The organism is Klebsiella sp. K-Nf6 (assembly GCF_002806655.1).
Lineage (GTDB): Bacteria > Pseudomonadota > Gammaproteobacteria > Enterobacterales > Enterobacteriaceae > Klebsiella > Klebsiella variicola.
Window position 1 is genome coordinate 79,715 of the sequence record NZ_PIBN01000003.1, and the last position, 16,795, is coordinate 96,509.

Annotated in this window: 18 protein-coding genes; 10 read left to right on the top strand and 8 right to left on the bottom strand. The window is 52.1% G+C overall.

The window, feature by feature from the left end:
• Nucleotides 1-592: 592 nt before the first annotated feature.
• The 6 genes from CWM61_RS06780 to pyrE all read left to right on the top strand — a co-directional run bounded on the left by CWM61_RS06780 (nt 593) and on the right by pyrE (nt 6,947).
• Nucleotides 593-2,293 (top strand): lysophospholipid acyltransferase family protein, encoded by a 1,701-nt coding sequence (locus CWM61_RS06780; RefSeq protein ID WP_100630964.1) that lies wholly within the window; start codon nt 593-595, stop codon nt 2,291-2,293.
• An 86-nt stretch (nt 2,294-2,379) separates the two neighbouring features.
• Nucleotides 2,380-3,345, top strand: a complete 966-nt coding sequence (locus tag CWM61_RS06785) for an HlyD family secretion protein (protein ID WP_074386949.1) — start codon at nt 2,380-2,382, stop codon at nt 3,343-3,345.
• Complete coding sequence (locus CWM61_RS06790) at nt 3,338-4,255, top strand: ABC transporter ATP-binding protein (protein ID WP_074386950.1); 918 nt, start codon at nt 3,338-3,340, stop codon at nt 4,253-4,255. The genes CWM61_RS06785 and CWM61_RS06790 overlap by 8 nt, the downstream gene beginning before the upstream one ends.
• On the top strand, nt 4,242-5,381 hold the full coding sequence (locus CWM61_RS06795; protein ID WP_100630965.1) for an ABC transporter permease: 1,140 nt from the start codon (nt 4,242-4,244) through the stop codon (nt 5,379-5,381). The genes CWM61_RS06790 and CWM61_RS06795 overlap by 14 nt, the downstream gene beginning before the upstream one ends.
• A gap of 95 nt (nt 5,382-5,476) precedes the next feature.
• Entirely contained in the window at nt 5,477-6,193 is a 717-nt protein-coding gene (rph, locus tag CWM61_RS06800; protein WP_002922602.1) for a ribonuclease PH, read from the top strand.
• A 112-nt stretch (nt 6,194-6,305) separates the two neighbouring features.
• Nucleotides 6,306-6,947 (top strand): orotate phosphoribosyltransferase, encoded by a 642-nt coding sequence (pyrE, locus tag CWM61_RS06805; RefSeq protein ID WP_008806829.1) that lies wholly within the window; start codon nt 6,306-6,308, stop codon nt 6,945-6,947.
• A gap of 37 nt (nt 6,948-6,984) precedes the next feature.
• Here pyrE and CWM61_RS06810 read toward each other — a convergent pair whose 3' ends face one another.
• From CWM61_RS06810 to coaBC, 4 genes are all read right to left on the bottom strand, one after another.
• The gene (locus CWM61_RS06810) at nt 6,985-8,001 is read right to left on the bottom strand and encodes an SMP-30/gluconolactonase/LRE family protein (RefSeq protein WP_077268425.1); all 1,017 of its coding nucleotides are present in this window, start codon (nt 7,999-8,001) and stop codon (nt 6,985-6,987) included.
• Between the two features lie 175 nt (nt 8,002-8,176).
• Nucleotides 8,177-8,773: a nucleoid occlusion factor SlmA gene (slmA, locus tag CWM61_RS06815; RefSeq protein ID WP_008806831.1), complete on the bottom strand. Its 597-nt coding sequence runs from the start codon at nt 8,771-8,773 to the stop codon at nt 8,177-8,179.
• Nucleotides 8,774-8,897: 124 nt separating this feature from the next.
• Nucleotides 8,898-9,356 carry a dUTP diphosphatase gene (gene dut / locus CWM61_RS06820; RefSeq protein WP_012540306.1) on the bottom strand — a complete coding sequence of 153 codons (459 nt, stop codon included), beginning with the start codon at nt 9,354-9,356 and terminating at the stop codon, nt 8,898-8,900.
• On the bottom strand, nt 9,334-10,548 hold the full coding sequence (coaBC, locus tag CWM61_RS06825; protein WP_074387093.1) for a bifunctional phosphopantothenoylcysteine decarboxylase/phosphopantothenate--cysteine ligase CoaBC: 1,215 nt from the start codon (nt 10,546-10,548) through the stop codon (nt 9,334-9,336). Before coaBC ends, dut begins: the two co-directional genes overlap by 23 nt.
• Before the next feature lie 172 nt (nt 10,549-10,720).
• Here coaBC and radC point away from each other — a divergent pair, with 172 nt between their 5' ends.
• From radC to mutM, 4 genes are all read left to right on the top strand, one after another.
• Nucleotides 10,721-11,386 (top strand): RadC family protein, encoded by a 666-nt coding sequence (gene radC / locus CWM61_RS06830; RefSeq protein ID WP_061152949.1) that lies wholly within the window; start codon nt 10,721-10,723, stop codon nt 11,384-11,386.
• Nucleotides 11,387-11,602: 216 nt separating this feature from the next.
• Nucleotides 11,603-11,839, top strand: a complete 237-nt coding sequence (gene rpmB, locus CWM61_RS06835; protein WP_002436699.1) for a 50S ribosomal protein L28 — start codon at nt 11,603-11,605, stop codon at nt 11,837-11,839.
• A gap of 20 nt (nt 11,840-11,859) precedes the next feature.
• On the top strand, nt 11,860-12,027 hold the full coding sequence (gene rpmG, locus CWM61_RS06840; protein WP_002922510.1) for a 50S ribosomal protein L33: 168 nt from the start codon (nt 11,860-11,862) through the stop codon (nt 12,025-12,027).
• A gap of 135 nt (nt 12,028-12,162) precedes the next feature.
• Complete coding sequence (mutM, locus tag CWM61_RS06845; protein WP_061152954.1) at nt 12,163-12,972, top strand: bifunctional DNA-formamidopyrimidine glycosylase/DNA-(apurinic or apyrimidinic site) lyase; 810 nt, start codon at nt 12,163-12,165, stop codon at nt 12,970-12,972.
• 192 nt (nt 12,973-13,164) lie between these two features.
• Here mutM and coaD read toward each other — a convergent pair whose 3' ends face one another.
• From coaD to CWM61_RS06865, 4 genes are all read right to left on the bottom strand, one after another.
• Nucleotides 13,165-13,644 (bottom strand): pantetheine-phosphate adenylyltransferase, encoded by a 480-nt coding sequence (coaD, locus tag CWM61_RS06850; protein WP_008806836.1) that lies wholly within the window; start codon nt 13,642-13,644, stop codon nt 13,165-13,167.
• A 2-nt stretch (nt 13,645-13,646) separates the two neighbouring features.
• Complete coding sequence (locus tag CWM61_RS06855) at nt 13,647-14,417, bottom strand: glycosyltransferase family 2 protein (protein WP_008806837.1); 771 nt, start codon at nt 14,415-14,417, stop codon at nt 13,647-13,649.
• Nucleotides 14,417-15,691 carry a lipid IV(A) 3-deoxy-D-manno-octulosonic acid transferase gene (waaA, locus tag CWM61_RS06860; protein WP_008806838.1) on the bottom strand — a complete coding sequence of 425 codons (1,275 nt, stop codon included), beginning with the start codon at nt 15,689-15,691 and terminating at the stop codon, nt 14,417-14,419. Before waaA ends, CWM61_RS06855 begins: the two co-directional genes overlap by 1 nt.
• Before the next feature lie 91 nt (nt 15,692-15,782).
• Nucleotides 15,783-16,772 carry a glycosyltransferase gene (locus CWM61_RS06865; RefSeq protein WP_100630966.1) on the bottom strand — a complete coding sequence of 330 codons (990 nt, stop codon included), beginning with the start codon at nt 16,770-16,772 and terminating at the stop codon, nt 15,783-15,785.
• Nucleotides 16,773-16,795: the final 23 nt, after the last annotated feature.

Sequence of the window (16,795 nt, forward strand, 5' to 3'; positions counted from 1 at the left end):
GCGGGCGGTGACTTAACAGGAATAGTGATGAAATACCTGGATGGCGATTGTTTTGAAGGGCATAACCGCAATGTATTTCATGCAATTACTAAGTTAAGTGAACGGTATGCTTCTGTTGTGGGTAGAAATAAGACTTTTTGTATTAGCAACTTTACGTCAATTATGTAGTTAAGTTATTTTGATTTAATTATTTAGGCTTCCTGAATAAATGATTTCGAGTTATTCTGACAGCATAGACTAATAACGTTTGTCTGTAGTTAATAATTTTGATGTTATTTAAAGTGGGCATAAAATCCAGATGGTGCGATACGGGTTAGTTTCTTGCCAGAAAAACTGCTCAGGGGGGCGTGTGCAAAATATAAATACACGAAATGACATGGTGTATTATCTTTAAGCGTTATATATGTTTTTTTTGAATTCATTACGATGAAAATATTTAACCTGTCATTGTTTGTATTGCTGTCATGAATATTAGTGCTTCAACTATATCCATTAATTTTGTATTGGCGTATTTTAATTTTGGACGGTATTGTCCGACAGAAAGATCACGAGTATAGTCGTTTTAGATTAGTTCTATGAAAAGGATTTTAATATGAACGCTATCTTTGACAGGGTCATTAGAGAGTTTTTTCCTGATGCTAATATACCATGCTGGAAAAAATGGGTTTTCAGCGCCGCGTTTGGCAGTAAGGTATTCTCTCGTTTAATAAATGATGAACGGTTAATTAATAGAAATGGCGTAGACTGGGTTACTTCTGTCGTTGATTTTTTTAACGTTCGATGTGAGACGGAATACTCTGAATTTAATAATATACCCCGACACGGTGCTACGGTTGTTATTTCAAATCATCCGACGGTGATGGATGGTATTGCTTTAATACATACTGTCTCTCAGGTTAGAAAAGATATAAAAATCGTGGCTAACCACATTTTGCCAATGATATTCCCACAGGTAGCAGAACTTACCATTGGTATTGAGAATATGGCTGGTAAAATGAGCCATAAGAAATTCAGGGAGATGAACGATCATCTGAAGAACGGTGGTGTGTTGATTATTTGCCCTGCAGGTAAGCTGGCTAGCTGGTCTCTCTCAGGTTTACAGGAACATCAATGGAATCCCGGTTTTTTACAACTGGCGATGAGAAACAACGCGGCGCTGGTACCTGTTCATATTTCGGGATCAAACAGCAAAACTTATTATTTTGCTGCGACGGTCTGGCGGCAACTGTCAAATATAATGATTATTCGTGAAGCGCTACGCCATCGTGGTAAGACCATGAAAATCAAAGTGGGGCAGCAAATAGCCTTATCTTCGTTTAATCGATTTAATAAAGAACTGTCGGTCGCGGCAAATGTATGTTTGATGCATCTCCAGAGCATCGGAGAGAATGGCCCGGCGCTTGTAGATACGGTTTCTCCACACGAATTAACAGGCAGTCGAGAGAGTTTAATAAGCGCCATAGAAGAGTGTGAAGTATTAAGACAATTTGATGATGGTAGAAAATTATTGATATTTCGCTGCAATACCCTCGGGGACTCACCCATTCTTGATGAGCTAGGGCGCTTACGCGAGCGCTGTTATCGCGATATTGGCGCTGGATCCGGTAAAGACAGAGATAATGATGTTTTTGATGAAACCTATTACCATATCATTTTATGGGATCCTTCTGATGAAGAAATACTGGGTGCCTATCGTCTAATACCCGTTGGTGAGCAGTTAGCGCAACATGGAATAACAGGCCTCTATAGCAACAGCCTGTTCAAGTACCATAATAATGCCTATTCCTGTTTAAGCCAGTGTGTGGAAATCGGCCGTGGATTTATCCAGAAGCCTTATCAAAAAAGTAATGTTCTTGATTATTTATGGCGCGGGATATTTGATTTTATAAAAAGATATCCAGACTATAAATATTTGTTAGGTGTGTTGACGATCCCCGGCTCTTTTCCTGAAGAGGTGCAGAAACTCATTGTAAGCTTTTATAATATGTACTTTCCCAGTTCGGTTAACTTTTGTACGCCAATTCAATTATTCACTGCAGAAGGTGCACAAAGTGATAGCCCATTTTCCGGAAATGATTTTAGAGACGACTGGTGTGCGCTTAACCGTCTGCTGAGAGAAAAAGGTTATGAACTACCATGGCCTTTTAAACAGAGTGCTAAATGGTTTTCTCCGGGTGGATCATCGATTCTTGCATTCACCAAAGATGATGCTTTTAACTCGATAGCTGGGTTAAACCTGAGTGCTCTCGATAAATTGAATGAAATATACTTTAAGCATTATTTAAAGGATTAAACTAACGATACCGTTAGGGTTTGGAATGAGAATAATTCAATCCAGACATCAGTAATGAAAAACTCTATACGTATGGATGCGTTTTAATGCAAAAGCCAGTAAATATATTTTTTGTTTTGGTAGCAATGCTGATTATAACGGGGTGTGATAACAAACCGGATAATATGTTATCTGGTTATTCACATGGAGAATTTGTCTACCTTTCTTATTCTTCCACTGCAAAAATTGAACAGCTATTCATTAAGAAAGGAGATAATGTCACGCCTGGACAAGAGTTAGTGAAAATTGAGTCCTTTGATGCGCAAAATATTTTCCTGCGAGCTGAGGAAAAACTTTCTGCAGAGAGCGCATTATTGCGAAATCTGGAGTCGGGAGAACGGCCTGAAGAGCTGGATATTATTCGTGCCCAGATTAAAAAAGCACGATCGGCGGAATCCCAGGTAAAGCGTCAGCTTGAGCGGTATCGTAATCTTTACGCCAGTCGCGCCATCTCGCTCGCAGAATGGGAGGATATCCGGGATGAGTTAACGCAAAAAGGCGCGCAGGTTGAAGAGTTAATTAATCAACTCAAAGCGCGGCAACTGCCTGCCCGTCAGGATGAGATTAGCAAACAGCTCTCGATGGTGGCCGCGGCAAAACTCGAACGTGACAAGGCGCTTTGGGATGTTCAACAAACGACGATTGTTTCTCCGGTTAATGCTAAAGTCTTCGATATTATTTATCGTACCGGGGAACGGCCCACTGCCGGCAGACCAATAATCAGTCTGTTACCTCCTGAGAATATAAAAGTGCGCTTCTTTATACCTGAAGCGCTGCTTGGTAAATTTAAAATCGGATCTAAGGTAAAACTGATATGTGATGGTTGCGCGGAACCTATCCCTGGCGTTATTAACTATATTAATCCTGAAGCAGAATTTACGCCTCCGGTTATTTATAGTACGAATCGCCGGGAGAAACTCATTTTTATGGCTGAGGCTATCCCTGCTCTGAAGCAGGCCGGCCTGATGAAAATCGGCCAGCCGTTTGATGTGGAGATTATTGGTAATGAATAATCTTTGTATTGATGTAAAAAATCTCAATAAGTATTTTGGTGAACATCATGTTGTAAAGGATTTCTCTCTACAGGTGGCAAAAGGTGAGATTTATGGTTTTCTCGGCCCAAACGGTAGCGGCAAGACGACATCGATTCGGATGATGTGTGGTTTGATTACCCCGGATTCAGGTGAAGGCTCTTGTCTGGGCATGGACATCTTTACACAGCGGGAAAAAATAAAAAAAAAGATAGGTTATATGACCCAGTATTTCTCGATGTGGGGAAATTTAACCATCCGGGAAAACTTACTTTTTATCGCGCGGTTGTATAGCCTCGATCAGCGTAAGGCCCGGGTTGAACACGCGCTTTCAGAGTTAGGTCTCACAACCCGACAGCACCAGCTGGCTAAGGAGCTTTCTGGCGGTTGGAAGCAAAGAATGGCCCTTGCCGCCTGCATGTTGCATGAACCTGTTTTGCTGTTTCTGGACGAACCAACCGCTGGCGTGGATCCAAAAGCGCGGCGCGAGTTCTGGCAAATGCTGCACCAGCTATCGGACCGAGGTATTTCGATACTGGTGAGCACGCATTATATGGATGAGGCCGAGCGTTGCCATAAGGTTGCCTATCTGTCTTATGGCCGCCTGTTGGCAAATGGCACTATTGCGTCGATTATCGCGTCCCAGAATCTGATCACCATGCGAACGAGCGGCGCCGGTCTGACGATGCTTGAAAACCAGCTACAGCGCTTGCCGGATATTGAGCAAACGGTCATTTTTGGCAATCAGCTTTATATTACTTCCAGAGATGAAGCGAAGTTAAAGTCTACTCTTTTTGCATTTACACAGCAGGGCTATGAGTTCTGCCAGGTGGATACCAATCTGGAAGATGCATTTACCTATTTGATGAAAAACGATTGTGAAAAAAATTAATTTAAGCTTCTCCTTTACTCGCTGGATCGGTGTGGTTATTAAGGAAATCCATGAATTACGTCGTGATAAAGTCAGCATCAGTATGGTGCTCCTGACACCTATTTTTCAGCTGATCATTCTTGGCTATGCCATCAATATGGATCCCCATAATCTTCCTACCGCTTTATTAAATTATGATACCGAACGCATGAGTCAGATTTTTGTGACGGAAGCGCAAAATACAGGGTATTTTTCGATGATTCCTGTCGATTCAGAAGAAGCAGCTCAGAAAGCGTTTGTTCGAGGAGATGTCACTTTTATCGTGACGATTCCTGAGGGATTCACGCGCAAGATGTTGCGTGGAGAAAAGCCTCAGCTGTTAATTCAGGGGGATGCCATCGATCCGATAACCACGGGGAATGCGCTCAGCGCCCTTGTGCAGGTTGCGAAATCGATGTTTCAACACGATTTGCCGGGCGAAATGCGTGTAGAGCAAAAAGAGGATGATTTTGAGCTTATTATCCATCGCATGTTTAACCCGGAGGGGATAACCCAGTTTAATACTATTCCAGGTATTATGGGATCGATACTCAGTACAACCTTGATCCTGATGACCGCCCTGTCTATTACCCGTGAGCGAGAAAACGGGGCGTTAGAAAATTTACTGGTCTCTCCGTTATCCGGACTTGAGGTCATCATTGGGAAAATAACACCTTTTGTTATCATTGGTTTGTTTCAGGCGACCTTGATTCTGATTGCCGCCGTTCTGTTGTTCGATATTCCCCTTCACGGTAGCGTCTTCCTGCTATTTTTTGTGTTGTTAATTTATGTCTTTCTTTGCCTGTCAATCGGGATTGGTATTTCTGGCCTGGCACAAAACCAACTGCAGGCGCTGCAAATGTCGTCATTTTACTTTATTCCTTCCATTATGCTTTCCGGTTTTATTAGCCCCTTTATTAGTATGCCTGACTGGGCGAAAGCCATTGGCTCCTGTTTACCGCTGACCTATTTCATCCGACTGGTTAAGGGCATCATGTTGAAAGGATATTCTGCGATGGCATTATTACCCGATCTTTTGCCGTTGATCGGCCTGGCAGTGATTGTGATTGGCGTGGGGTTGAAATCTTATCGTAAAACGCTGGACTGACATTATGTGTGCGCCCGGCACGTGTTGGCATAGGCTTTTCGCCATGAAATTCGTATAATGCGCCCCACATTCGTTTCAAGCCGGAGATTTCTATCATGCGTCCAGCAGGCCGTAGCGCTAATCAGGTGCGTCCCGTCACCCTGACCCGTAATTACACAAAACACGCTGAAGGCTCCGTGCTGGTCGAATTCGGTGATACCAAAGTGCTGTGCACCGCTTCCATTGACGAAGGCGTTCCGCGTTTTCTGAAAGGACAGGGACAGGGTTGGATCACTGCCGAATATGGCATGCTGCCGCGCTCAACGCACACGCGTAACGCGCGTGAAGCGGCAAAAGGCAAGCAGGGCGGCCGGACGATGGAAATTCAGCGTCTGATCGCTCGCGCGCTGCGCGCGGCGGTTGACCTGAAAGCGCTGGGCGAATTCACCATCACCCTCGACTGCGATGTGCTGCAGGCAGACGGCGGCACCCGGACCGCGTCTATTACCGGGGCCTGCGTGGCGCTGGCCGATGCGCTGAACAAGCTGGTGGCAGCCGGCAAGCTGAAAACCAACCCGATGAAGGGGATGGTGGCCGCGGTGTCCGTTGGTATCGTTAATGGCGAAGCCATTTGCGATCTGGAGTACATCGAAGATTCCGCCGCGGAAACCGATATGAACGTGGTGATGACCGAAGATGGCCGCATTATTGAGGTGCAGGGCACGGCAGAAGGCGAGCCGTTCACCCATGAAGAGCTCCTCACTCTCCTGGCGTTAGCCCGAGGGGGGATCGAATCCATTATCACGACGCAGAAGGCGGCGTTAGAAAATTAATGATTAAGGCGACTGAGAAGTCGCCTTTTTTTTTGCGCTTCATCCTTCATTACACCTGCGAAGGATGAACGCGTAGTCTGACAATGATGAAAGTACCAAAAGGAGCGAATCCATGAAGCCGTATCAGCGCCAGTTTATTGAGTTTGCGCTTAGCAAGCAGGTTCTTAAGTTTGGCGAGTTCACGCTGAAATCCGGGCGCAAGAGCCCCTATTTCTTCAACGCCGGCCTGTTTAACACCGGGCGCGATCTGGCACTGCTGGGCCGTTTTTATGCCGAGGCGCTGGTGGATTCCGGGATTGAGTTCGACCTGCTGTTTGGCCCGGCCTATAAAGGTATTCCGATCGCCACCACCACCGCGGTGGCGTTAGCCGAACATCATGACCGCGATCTGCCTTACTGCTTTAACCGCAAAGAGGCAAAAACTCACGGTGAAGGTGGCAATCTGGTTGGCAGCCCGCTGCAGGGGCGTGTGATGCTGGTGGATGACGTGATCACCGCCGGTACGGCGATCCGCGAATCCATGGAGATTATCCAGGCCCAGGGCGCGCAGCTGGCGGGTGTACTGATCTCCCTGGATCGTCAGGAGCGCGGCCGTGGCGAGATCTCCGCCATTCAGGAAGTGGAGCGTGATTACGGCTGCCAGGTGATCTCAATCATCACTCTGAAAGAGCTGATCGCTTATCTGGAAGAGAAACCCGAGATGGCGGAATATCTGGCGTCAGTTCGCGCCTATCGTGAAGCCTACGGCATCTGATGATGCATCCGGCAGCCTCGGCTGCCGGATATTTCCTCTATACCAGCTTAGCGCCCTGCGCATTGACGTACAGCGAATAGATTGACGTACTGGACGCCATAAACAGCCGATTGCGCTGTTCGCCGCCAAAACACAAGTTCGCGCAGCGCTCCGGCAGTTGAATGGTGCCGATATGCTTACCCTGAGGGTTAAAGATCCGCACGCCGTCGAGTTCTTCGTTTCCGCTTCCCCATCCGCACCACAGATTGCCGTCTGCGTCGCAGGCGATCCCATCGGCGGTACCTTTGCCACAGTCGAGATACACCCGTTTATTTTTCAGCGTATTGCCTTCCACGTCCCACGCCAGAATTAAGCGGTTCGGTGTCGCCCGGCTTTCCACCACGTACAGGGTCTTTTCGTCCGGCGAGAAACACAAACCATTTGGCCCTTTTATGTCGCCCAATACCACGCTTAGTTTGCGGCTTTCCGGCTCCAGGCAATAGACGTTTTGCGGCAATTCTGGCGTTGCTTTGTGGCCTTCGTAAAAGCCGCTGATGCCAAATGGCGGGTCGGTAAACCAGATGGTACCGTCTGACTTCACAACGATATCGTTTGGGGAATTGAGGCGCTTACCTTGGTAGCTATCGGCCAGTACGGTGACAGATCCATCGTATTCGGTACGCGTAATGCGGCGGGTGTCGTGCTCGCAACTGATTAAGCGCCCCTGTCTGTCGCGGGCGTGGCCATTGCTATAATTGGCCGGGTAGCGAAAGACGCTGGTTTCTCCACTGATTTCATCCCAGCGTATGATGGCGTTATTCGGAATGTCGCTCCACAGCAGCATTCGCATGTCACCGAACCAGACTGGGCCTTCCGCCCAACGGAAGCCGCTGGCGATGCGTTCAACCTTTGCGCTGGCAAGCATATAGCGACGAAAGCTGTCATCGACGGCCACGATGCGTGGGTCAGGATAGCGTTCCGAAGGGGCCCATGCTGCGAAGCTTTTTTGACTGACTAGTAGTGATGCGGTTGCCAACCCGCCTATCTTCAATAAATCCCGCCGTGACGTCGCCATCAAATCTCTCCTTGTCGGGTGGTGTTGGGGGTGGGTGAAACGATCAGCAAGCTGGATAGTAGGAAAGGAAAGCGGAAACGCGCATTGGGCAATTCAACCAATGGCCCTGGGATTTGCAACAAACTTACGCAGATTGCGAGGAGAATCATGCAGCCTGGCGGCTGCATGTGAGGATTTACTGCAGCTGTGCGGCGACCAGCGGCCAGCGGGCCTCGAAGTCATCCGTCGGACGATATTTGAACTCGCTGCGCACAAAGCGCGACAGCATGCCCTCGCAGAAGGCCAGCAGCTGGCTGGCCAGCAGGGTTTCGTCGAGGGTGTAGCCTTCGCCTTCACGCATTTTTTTCTCGCGCATCACCTGACGCAGCTGTACTTCGATGCGTTCAAAAAGCTGGTTGATGCGGCCCTGTAGCCGGTCCTGTTCGAACATCAGCGCGTGCCCGGTGAGGATACGCGTCAGCCCAGGATTACGCTCGCCAAACCCAAGAATCAACAGAACGATCAGGCGCAGGCGCGCGGTCGTGTCCTTTTCATCTTTCAAAATCAAATTGATGCGCGTAATCAGACTGTCTTCAATGAACTCGATCAGACTGTCAAACATGCGGGTTTTGCTGGGAAAATGGCGATACAGCGCGGCTTCAGAGACGCCGACGGAAGCCGCCAGTTTCGCGGTGGTAATACGTTGACTACCATCGCTGGATTCCAGCATCAGCGCCAGAGATTGAAGTATTTCTTCGCGACGATTCCGTTTCGCAGTTTGCTTTTCTGCCATGTTTTAAAATACCCCTGAAAATAAGCACTTGTCAGGCAGACATCCACAACGCGACCGCAAACCTGAGTTTGCGGTGATGTTATTGCATTATGCGCGTTGGGATGCAGGTTCCGTGTTGCTGGGCTTATTTACGCCCTGAGTGACCGAAGCCGCCTTCGCCGCGGTCGGTGGCGTCAAACTCTTCCACCAGGTTAAATTCCGCCTGCACGACCGGCACAAAGACCATCTGTGCGATACGTTCGCCCGGCTCGATGATGAAGCTCTGCTGACCGCGGTTCCAGACGGACACCATCAGTTGCCCCTGGTAATCGGAGTCGATGAGCCCCACCAGGTTGCCCAGCACCACGCCATGCTTATGACCCAGGCCGGAGCGCGGCAGGATCACCGCCGCCAGAGAGGGATCGGCGATATGAATCGCAAGGCCCGTCGGCAACAGCGTGGTTGCACCCGGCGCCAGCTCTACGGCGTCGTCGAGACAGGCTCGCAGGTCAAGTCCGGCGGAGCCGGAGGTGGCATAGGTCGGCAGCGGAAATTGCTGGCCGACACGCGGGTCCAGAATCTTAACGTCGATTTTTTTCATCATAACGGGTCACGATCTCGTCGAGTAATAATTGGCCCAGGAGTTCCTTGCGCTCAAGTGGTAAGCGCTTTTCCCCATCCTGCCAGAAAAGGTGTAATGCGTTGCTATCGCTATTAAAGCCCTGATTAGGCTGAGAAACATCGTTGGCGCAAATCAGGTCGAGGTTTTTGCGGGCACGTTTTTGCCGCGCATATTCTTCCACATTATTCGTTTCGGCGGCAAACCCAACGACGTAAGGGCGATGCGCTTTTAGCGCCGCAACCCCAGCGACAATATCGGGGTTTTTAATCATTTTTATTGTTAATTCATCACCTTGTTTTTTAATTTTATCTTCGGCGATGGCGGCAGCGCGGTAATCCGCCACCGCGGCGCAGCCAATAAAAATATGCTGCTGTTGTGCGCTGGCCTGGACGGCCGCTTCCATTTCCAGTGCGGTAGTGACATCAATGCGCTGCACAAACGGCGGTGTCGGTAGCGATACCGGGCCGCTGACGAGAGTGACCTTCGCACCACGCTGCGCGGCAGCGGCAGCAATCGCGAAGCCCATCTTGCCTGAGCTGTGGTTGCTGATGTAACGCACCGGATCCAACGGCTCACGGGTCGGGCCCGCGGTAATCATGAGGTTGAGATGTTGCAAATCTTTGACAGGGGAGGCGAAATGCTGCGCGGCCATCTCCACGATGGTTAACGGATCGAGCATTCTCCCCGGGCCGACGTCGCCGCAGGCCTGGCTACCGCTGTCCGGTCCCCACAGCAGCAGGCCGCGGGAAGCGAGCGTCTGCAGATTGTGCTGGGTGGCTTGCGCGCGATACATCTGCTGATTCATGGCGGGCACCACGGCAACCGGGGAAGGGGTGGCGAGGCAGATCGTCGACACCAGATCGTTGGCCATGCCGGCCGCCACGCGGGCAATTAAATCGGCGGTTGCCGGGGCGAGGATCACCAGGTCGGCCCATTTTCCGAGCTCAATATGGCCCATGGCCGCTTCCGCCGCCGGATCGAGCAGGCTGTCGGAAACCGGATAGCCGGATACCGCCTGCAGGCTGAGTGGGGTGATGAATGCTTTTGCCGCCTCCGTCATTGCGACACGCACTTCCGCGCCGCGTTCACGCAGTCGGCGCACCAGTTCCGGGGTTTTATACGCCGCGATACCGCCGCTGACGCCCAGGACGATTTTTTTACCCGCCAGAGTCATCATGATGTATTCCTGTTGCCGTAGACCAGAATCCGCGCATCTTATCACAATCCTGTCGCCGTCGTGCCTCTGGTGGGCATTCACTTTGCGAGCTGCTACGCAGGGTGAAAAGCCGCGGGTCGGCAGCGCCGTCAGGCTGTGCCAGGATAGCCTGATTAACGCAGGAGGGCGCATGGACGGAACGGAAAATCTGATGCCACGGGAGAAGATGCTGCAGTATGGCATCGAAGCGCTAACGGATGTTGAGCTGCTGGCGCTGTTTCTGCGTGTCGGCACGCGCCGTCAGGATGTGCTCAGCTATGCGCAGGCGTTACTGCAGCGTTTTGGCTCGCTCTACGCTCTGCTTTCCGCGGATAAAGCGCAACTGATAGCTGTGGATGGACTGGGACTGGCGAAATATGCGCAACTGAAGGGCATTGCCGAGCTGGCGCGACGCTATTTTAGCTCGCAGCTGGTTGAGGAGGCTGCGCTGGTCAGCCCCTCAATGACGCGGGAATTTTTACAAAGCCAGCTCACGGAAGAGGAGCGCGAGATCTTTATGGTGATCTTTTTAGATAATCAGAACCGCGTGTTGAAACATAGTCGCCTTTTTTCTGGTACTCTTAGCCACGTTGAGGTGCATCCGCGAGAAATTGTACGCGAAGCCATCAAAGTGAACGCTGCCGCCGTGATCCTTGCGCATAATCATCCCTCCGGTAGTCCGGAGCCGAGCCAGGCTGACAGGCTGATTACCGAAAGGGTGGTAAAATGTTGTCGATTCATGGAGATACGCGTGCTTGACCATCTGGTCATCGGCCGCGGTGCGTATGTATCTTTTGCCGAACGTGGCTGGATTTAGCCCCGAACTGGCGATCCTTCGGGATCTTTGTCTGTTCGGGACTTGAGCACATCGCCGAGTCAGCGTATACTACGCCACCTTTGAGAATCTCGGGTTTGGCATTTGGGCCTGGCAGTCGAGAGTTCACATTGAACTGCGATGACCAGGCTGTAAAGCCTGACGAGGCGCCAATACCCCATACGAAGCTCGAGCTAATTTGATTTTTGGAGAATAGACATGTCCCGAGTCTGCCAAGTTACTGGCAAGCGTCCGGTGACCGGTAACAACCGTTCCCACGCACTGAACGCGACTAAACGCCGTTTCCTGCCGAACCTGCACTCTCACCGTTTCTGGGTTGAGAGCGAGAAGCGTTTTGTCACCCTGCGCGTATCTGCTAAAGGTATGCGTGTAATCGATAAGAAAGGCATCGATACAGTTCTGTCTGAACTGCGTGCCCGTGGCGAAAAGTACTAAGTACTTAGAGGAAATAAATCATGGCTAAAGGTATTCGTGAGAAAATCAAGCTGGTTTCTTCCGCTGGTACTGGTCACTTCTACACCACCACGAAGAACAAGCGTACCAAACCGGAAAAAATGGAACTGAAAAAGTACGATCCGGTTGTACGTCAGCACGTTATCTACAAAGAAGCTAAAATCAAATAATTTTAGCCTCCTTGTATAAAAACCCCGCTTCGGCGGGGTTTTTTGTTTTTAAAACTTCCCCATATTGCTTTCACATACTCCCTTTTCAGTCCCCTGCCCGTGAAGCACAATACGTCGGGTAAATGGAGGAAAATCATGCCTGAATTACCAGAGGTTGAAACCAGCCGCCGCGGCATCGAGCCGCACCTGGTTGGCGCAACCATTCTGCACGCCGTTGTGCGCAATGGACGGCTGCGCTGGCCGGTTTCCGAAGAGATTTATCGCCTGAGCGATGTACCCGTGCTCAGCGTGCGGCGTCGTGCCAAATACCTGCTTCTGGAACTGCCGGACGGCTGGATCATCGTCCATCTCGGGATGTCGGGGAGTTTGCGTATCCTGAGCGAAGAGCTACCGGCCGAAAAACACGATCACGTTGACCTGGTCATGAGTAATGGCAAGGTGCTGCGCTATACCGATCCGCGCCGCTTTGGCGCCTGGCTGTGGACCAATACGCTGGAAGGCCATCCGGTACTGGCGCATCTTGGCCCGGAGCCGCTCAGCGATGAATTTAACGCCGACTATCTTCAGCAGAAATGCGCGAAGAAAAAAACTGCGATCAAACCCTGGCTGATGGATAACAAGCTGGTGGTAGGGGTCGGCAATATCTACGCCAGCGAATCGCTGTTCTCGGCCGGGATCCATCCCGACAGGTTGGCTTCTTCACTATCGCGGGAAGAGTGTGAGCAACTGGTGAAAGTGATTAAGCTGGTCCTGCTGCGTTCGATAGAGCAGGGAGGCACGACGCTGAAGGATTTCCTGCAAAGCGATGGCAAGCCGGGCTATTTTGCCCAGGAGCTGCAGGTCTATGGCCGCAAGGGCGAACCGTGCCGGATCTGCGGCACGCCGGTTGTCGGGACCAAACATGCCCAGCGCGCGACCTTTTATTGCCGTCAGTGCCAGAAGTAGTTCTCAGGAACAGGAACGTTTGTAGGCCCGGTCAGCGAGCCTGCGGGTGCGCATCTGGTGGGCCGGGGATGTTTGTAGGCCAGGTCAGCGTAGCGCCACCTGGCACAAAGACCGGGACAGAGCCGGTGTGGATGGGCTGGCGGCGCAGTGCAGCGCCAGCCTGCGTAGCTCATGCCCCAGAAGATAGATGCGTTACTTCAGCTTATTCAACAGCGCCTGGTGGACGTTAGCTGGCAGGAAATGAGAAACGTCGCCCTGGTGACGCGCCACTTCCTTCACCAGTGAGGAAGAGATAAACGACCACTCTTTGCACGGCATCAGGAACACGCTCTCCAGCGTTGGCATCAGGTGGCGGTTCATGTGGGCCAGCTGCATCTCATACTCGAAATCCGCCACCGCCCGCAGGCCGCGAATTAAAATATTGGCCTGCTGCGCGCGGGCGAAACTGGCCATCAGGTCGCTAAAGCCGATAACCTCCACGTTAACCAGATGCGCTGTTGCCTGAGTGGCCAGCGCGATACGCTCGTCGAGGGTAAACATCGGCTTTTTGCTCGGGCTCGCGGCGATAGCCAGCACCACTTTATCGAACATGCTCGCCGCGCGGGTGACAATGTCGATATGACCGTTGGTGATGGGATCAAAGGTACCCGGATAGATCGCTTTTGTGCTCATGATTACCCTTTCTCCGAGTAGCCGTGGCTCAGCGCCCACAGCTCGGTATATTTCGTAAACGTATACTGCGCGTTGACCATCGCCAGTAACCAGCCCTGCTTACCGTCCAGCACCCCACCGCGCAGCAGCAGCGTTTTCAGGAACGCGCCCAGGGTATGGCTGAAAATTCCCGCCATCGAGGTCTTCTTGCCCTTGCGGTGGCGCTCAAGCGCCCACGCGGCAGCATACGCCAGCTGTTTTTGCTGGAAGCCAGCGAAGTCGCGGCAGGTCAGATGCAAGAGATCGCCGGTTAGCGGAATGACCTCTGCGCCCAGGCTATCCAGCGATTCATGGACCAGATTATCGTTATAGCGGTAACGGGCTCGTTCGTACAGGCGCAGCACGCGATCGGGATACCAACCGCTGTGGCGCATAAAGCGTCCGAGAAAGTAGTTGCGACGTGCGATACTGTAGATGGCGCCGCGCTGCGGTGCTGCCAGCACCTTAAGAATAGCCTGCCTGAGTTCTGGCGTGACGCGCTCATCGGTATCGATCATCAACACCCAGTCGCCGGTGGCATAGTCCTGCGCGCGCTGGCGCTGAATGCCATAGCCTCGCCAGTCGGTATGGGTATAGACCTGGGCGCCGAGGCGGCGGGCCAGCTCGACGGTGTTGTCGGTACTGCCAGAGTCGAGGACGATGATTTCATCTGCCCAGCTAACGGAGTCCAGACAATCCGGCAGCAGGTCCGCTGCATCTTTGGCGATCATCACCACGGAAAGTCGGTTCGACATTAATGACTCCGTTGCGGCATGTAAGGTTGCAGTAACTTGAGCAGACGCGACAGCGCGCCCTGGTTCTGGTGCAGCACTTCCACTGCGTGACGGCCATACCACAAGCGGTAGTCTTCATCGGTCAGGAGCGTGGACACTTCCCTGACCAGCGAGTCGGCGTCGGTGACCGTGATCAGGCCATCATCCTGCTGCAGCTTGGCGCAGATATCTTTGAAGTTGAAGGTATGCGGCCCCATCAGCACCGGAATGGCATGCGCCGCCGGCTCGAGCGGGTTATGACCGCCGCGTTCCACCAGGCTGCCGCCAACGAAGGCGAGGTCGGCAATGCCGTAGAGCAGCATCAGTTCACCCATGGTATCGCCAATCACCACCTGGGTACTGGAGGAGGGGATCTCGCCGGTGCTGCGCAGAGTAAAGCTCATTCCGGCCTTTTGCACCATCTCACGCGCATCGGGGAAGCGCTCCGGATGCCGGGGAACGAGGATCAGCAGCAGGTTCGGGAAGGTCTCCAGCAGTTTTTTATGCGCTTGCAGGATAATTTGTTCTTCGCCGTCGTGAGTGCTGGTGGCAATCCATACCTTGCGGTGCGGCGCCCATTGGCGGCGCAGCGTAATCGCGCGGGCCGCCAGCTCCGGGGTGACGGAGATATCGAATTTCAGACTACCGGTGACCGCCAGCTGGTTGCGCTTCAGCCCCAGAGCGAGGAAGCGGTTGCCATCCTCTTCATTCTGCGCGGCGATAAGCGTAATACGGCTTAACAGACGGCGCATAAAACCGCCCAGTTTGGCATAGCCTTTAGCGGAACGTTCAGAGAGGCGGGCGTTGGCGATCACCAGCGGGATCTTACGCTTATGCAGCGCGGCCACCATATTCGGCCATAGCTCGGTTTCCATAACGATAACCAGCTTCGGCTGAACGGTATTCAGGAAGCGGTTCATGGCGCCGGGCAGATCGTAGGGCAGATAGACGTGATGGACATCTTTGCCGAACGCCGACATGGCGCGCTCGGAGCCGGTCGGCGTCATGGTGGTGACGGTGATCGGCATCGACGGGTAGCGGTGGCGCAGAGCGCGAACCAGCGGAATGGCGGCCAGGGTTTCTCCGACGGAAACGGAGTGCAGCAGAATGCCATCCGGCTCTACCTTGTTCTGACAGAAGCCATAGCGTTCCGCCCAGCGTTTACGATAGGCAGGAGCCTTACGACTGCGCAGCAGCAGCCGCAGCCACACCAGCGGCTGAATAAGGTAAAGTAGGGTGGTATAAAGCAATTCCAAACTATTTATCCGTTCTCTGTTTTGGCGGGCAAATTCTAAGCATTTAGCCCGCGTAAAGCTATCTCTTTGGCGGAAACAGCGGGTTTTTGGTCTATACCGCGTGGCGATAACGCTTAATACGCAGATAACGGCGTCCCAGGCGCCAGCGTAAACGGAAAGTACAGGCGTTTTTCCAGATTAACCGCCAGATACCGCGGTCGAAGAATTCTTTAATAATAACATGCTTTTTCGACTCATCTTTCATGCTGTCGAAGGTGTGGATGATCCCCAGTCCTTCTTTGGCGATCTGCCAGCGACAGGCGGCGATATGGCGCACTTTATCCGGGTAGCGCTGGTTGATCGCCTCCAGCATCTCCAGAATCTTCATATAGTGGCGCGCCGAACGCATCAGCGTGTCGTCGTTGTCCGGCTTATGCGACACCGACTCAGAGTGGATGTAGTAATCATAGAACTGCTGGCTGGTGTACTGCACGCGCTCCGCGGCCAGCAGCGCCTCTGTCGTCCACGGGATATCCTGATGGCGCAGGCCGGGCTCGAAATGGAAGTGGTGCTGGCGGATAAAGTCGTGGCGATAGATGTTGAGCCAGGTGACGTGCAGAAACTTCCGCGAGTCCAGGGCCTGCTTGAGCCAGACATGGCCCGGCAGCACACCGGTCGAGGGCAGGCGATCCAGCGGGAAGATCGGGTGACTCTCACGGCGCTTTTCGTACACGTAGGTACCGTTGCAGGTCGCGATATCGAGATGTTCTTTCTCCGCCATCTCCAGCAGCGTGCGATACATGCCCGGATAGAGTTTGTCGTCGATATCCGGAAACGCGAGATATTTGCCGCTGGCGGCGGCGAGGCCGGTATTGCGCGCGACCGAGACGCCCTGGTTTTCCTGCTCCAGTACCTGGACGTTCTGCAGCCGATCCCGCCATTCGGCGATCACCGCCAGGCTGTTGTCCGTCGCACCATCGTTCACCAGGATCAGTTCATAGCTTTCCAGCTGCTGCTGTTCAAGGCACTCAAAGAATTGCGCAAGAAATTTCTCACCGTTGTAGACGGCAGCCACGATGCTCAATAAAGGCGTTTGACTCATAAATCTTCGATCCTGGTTAACTA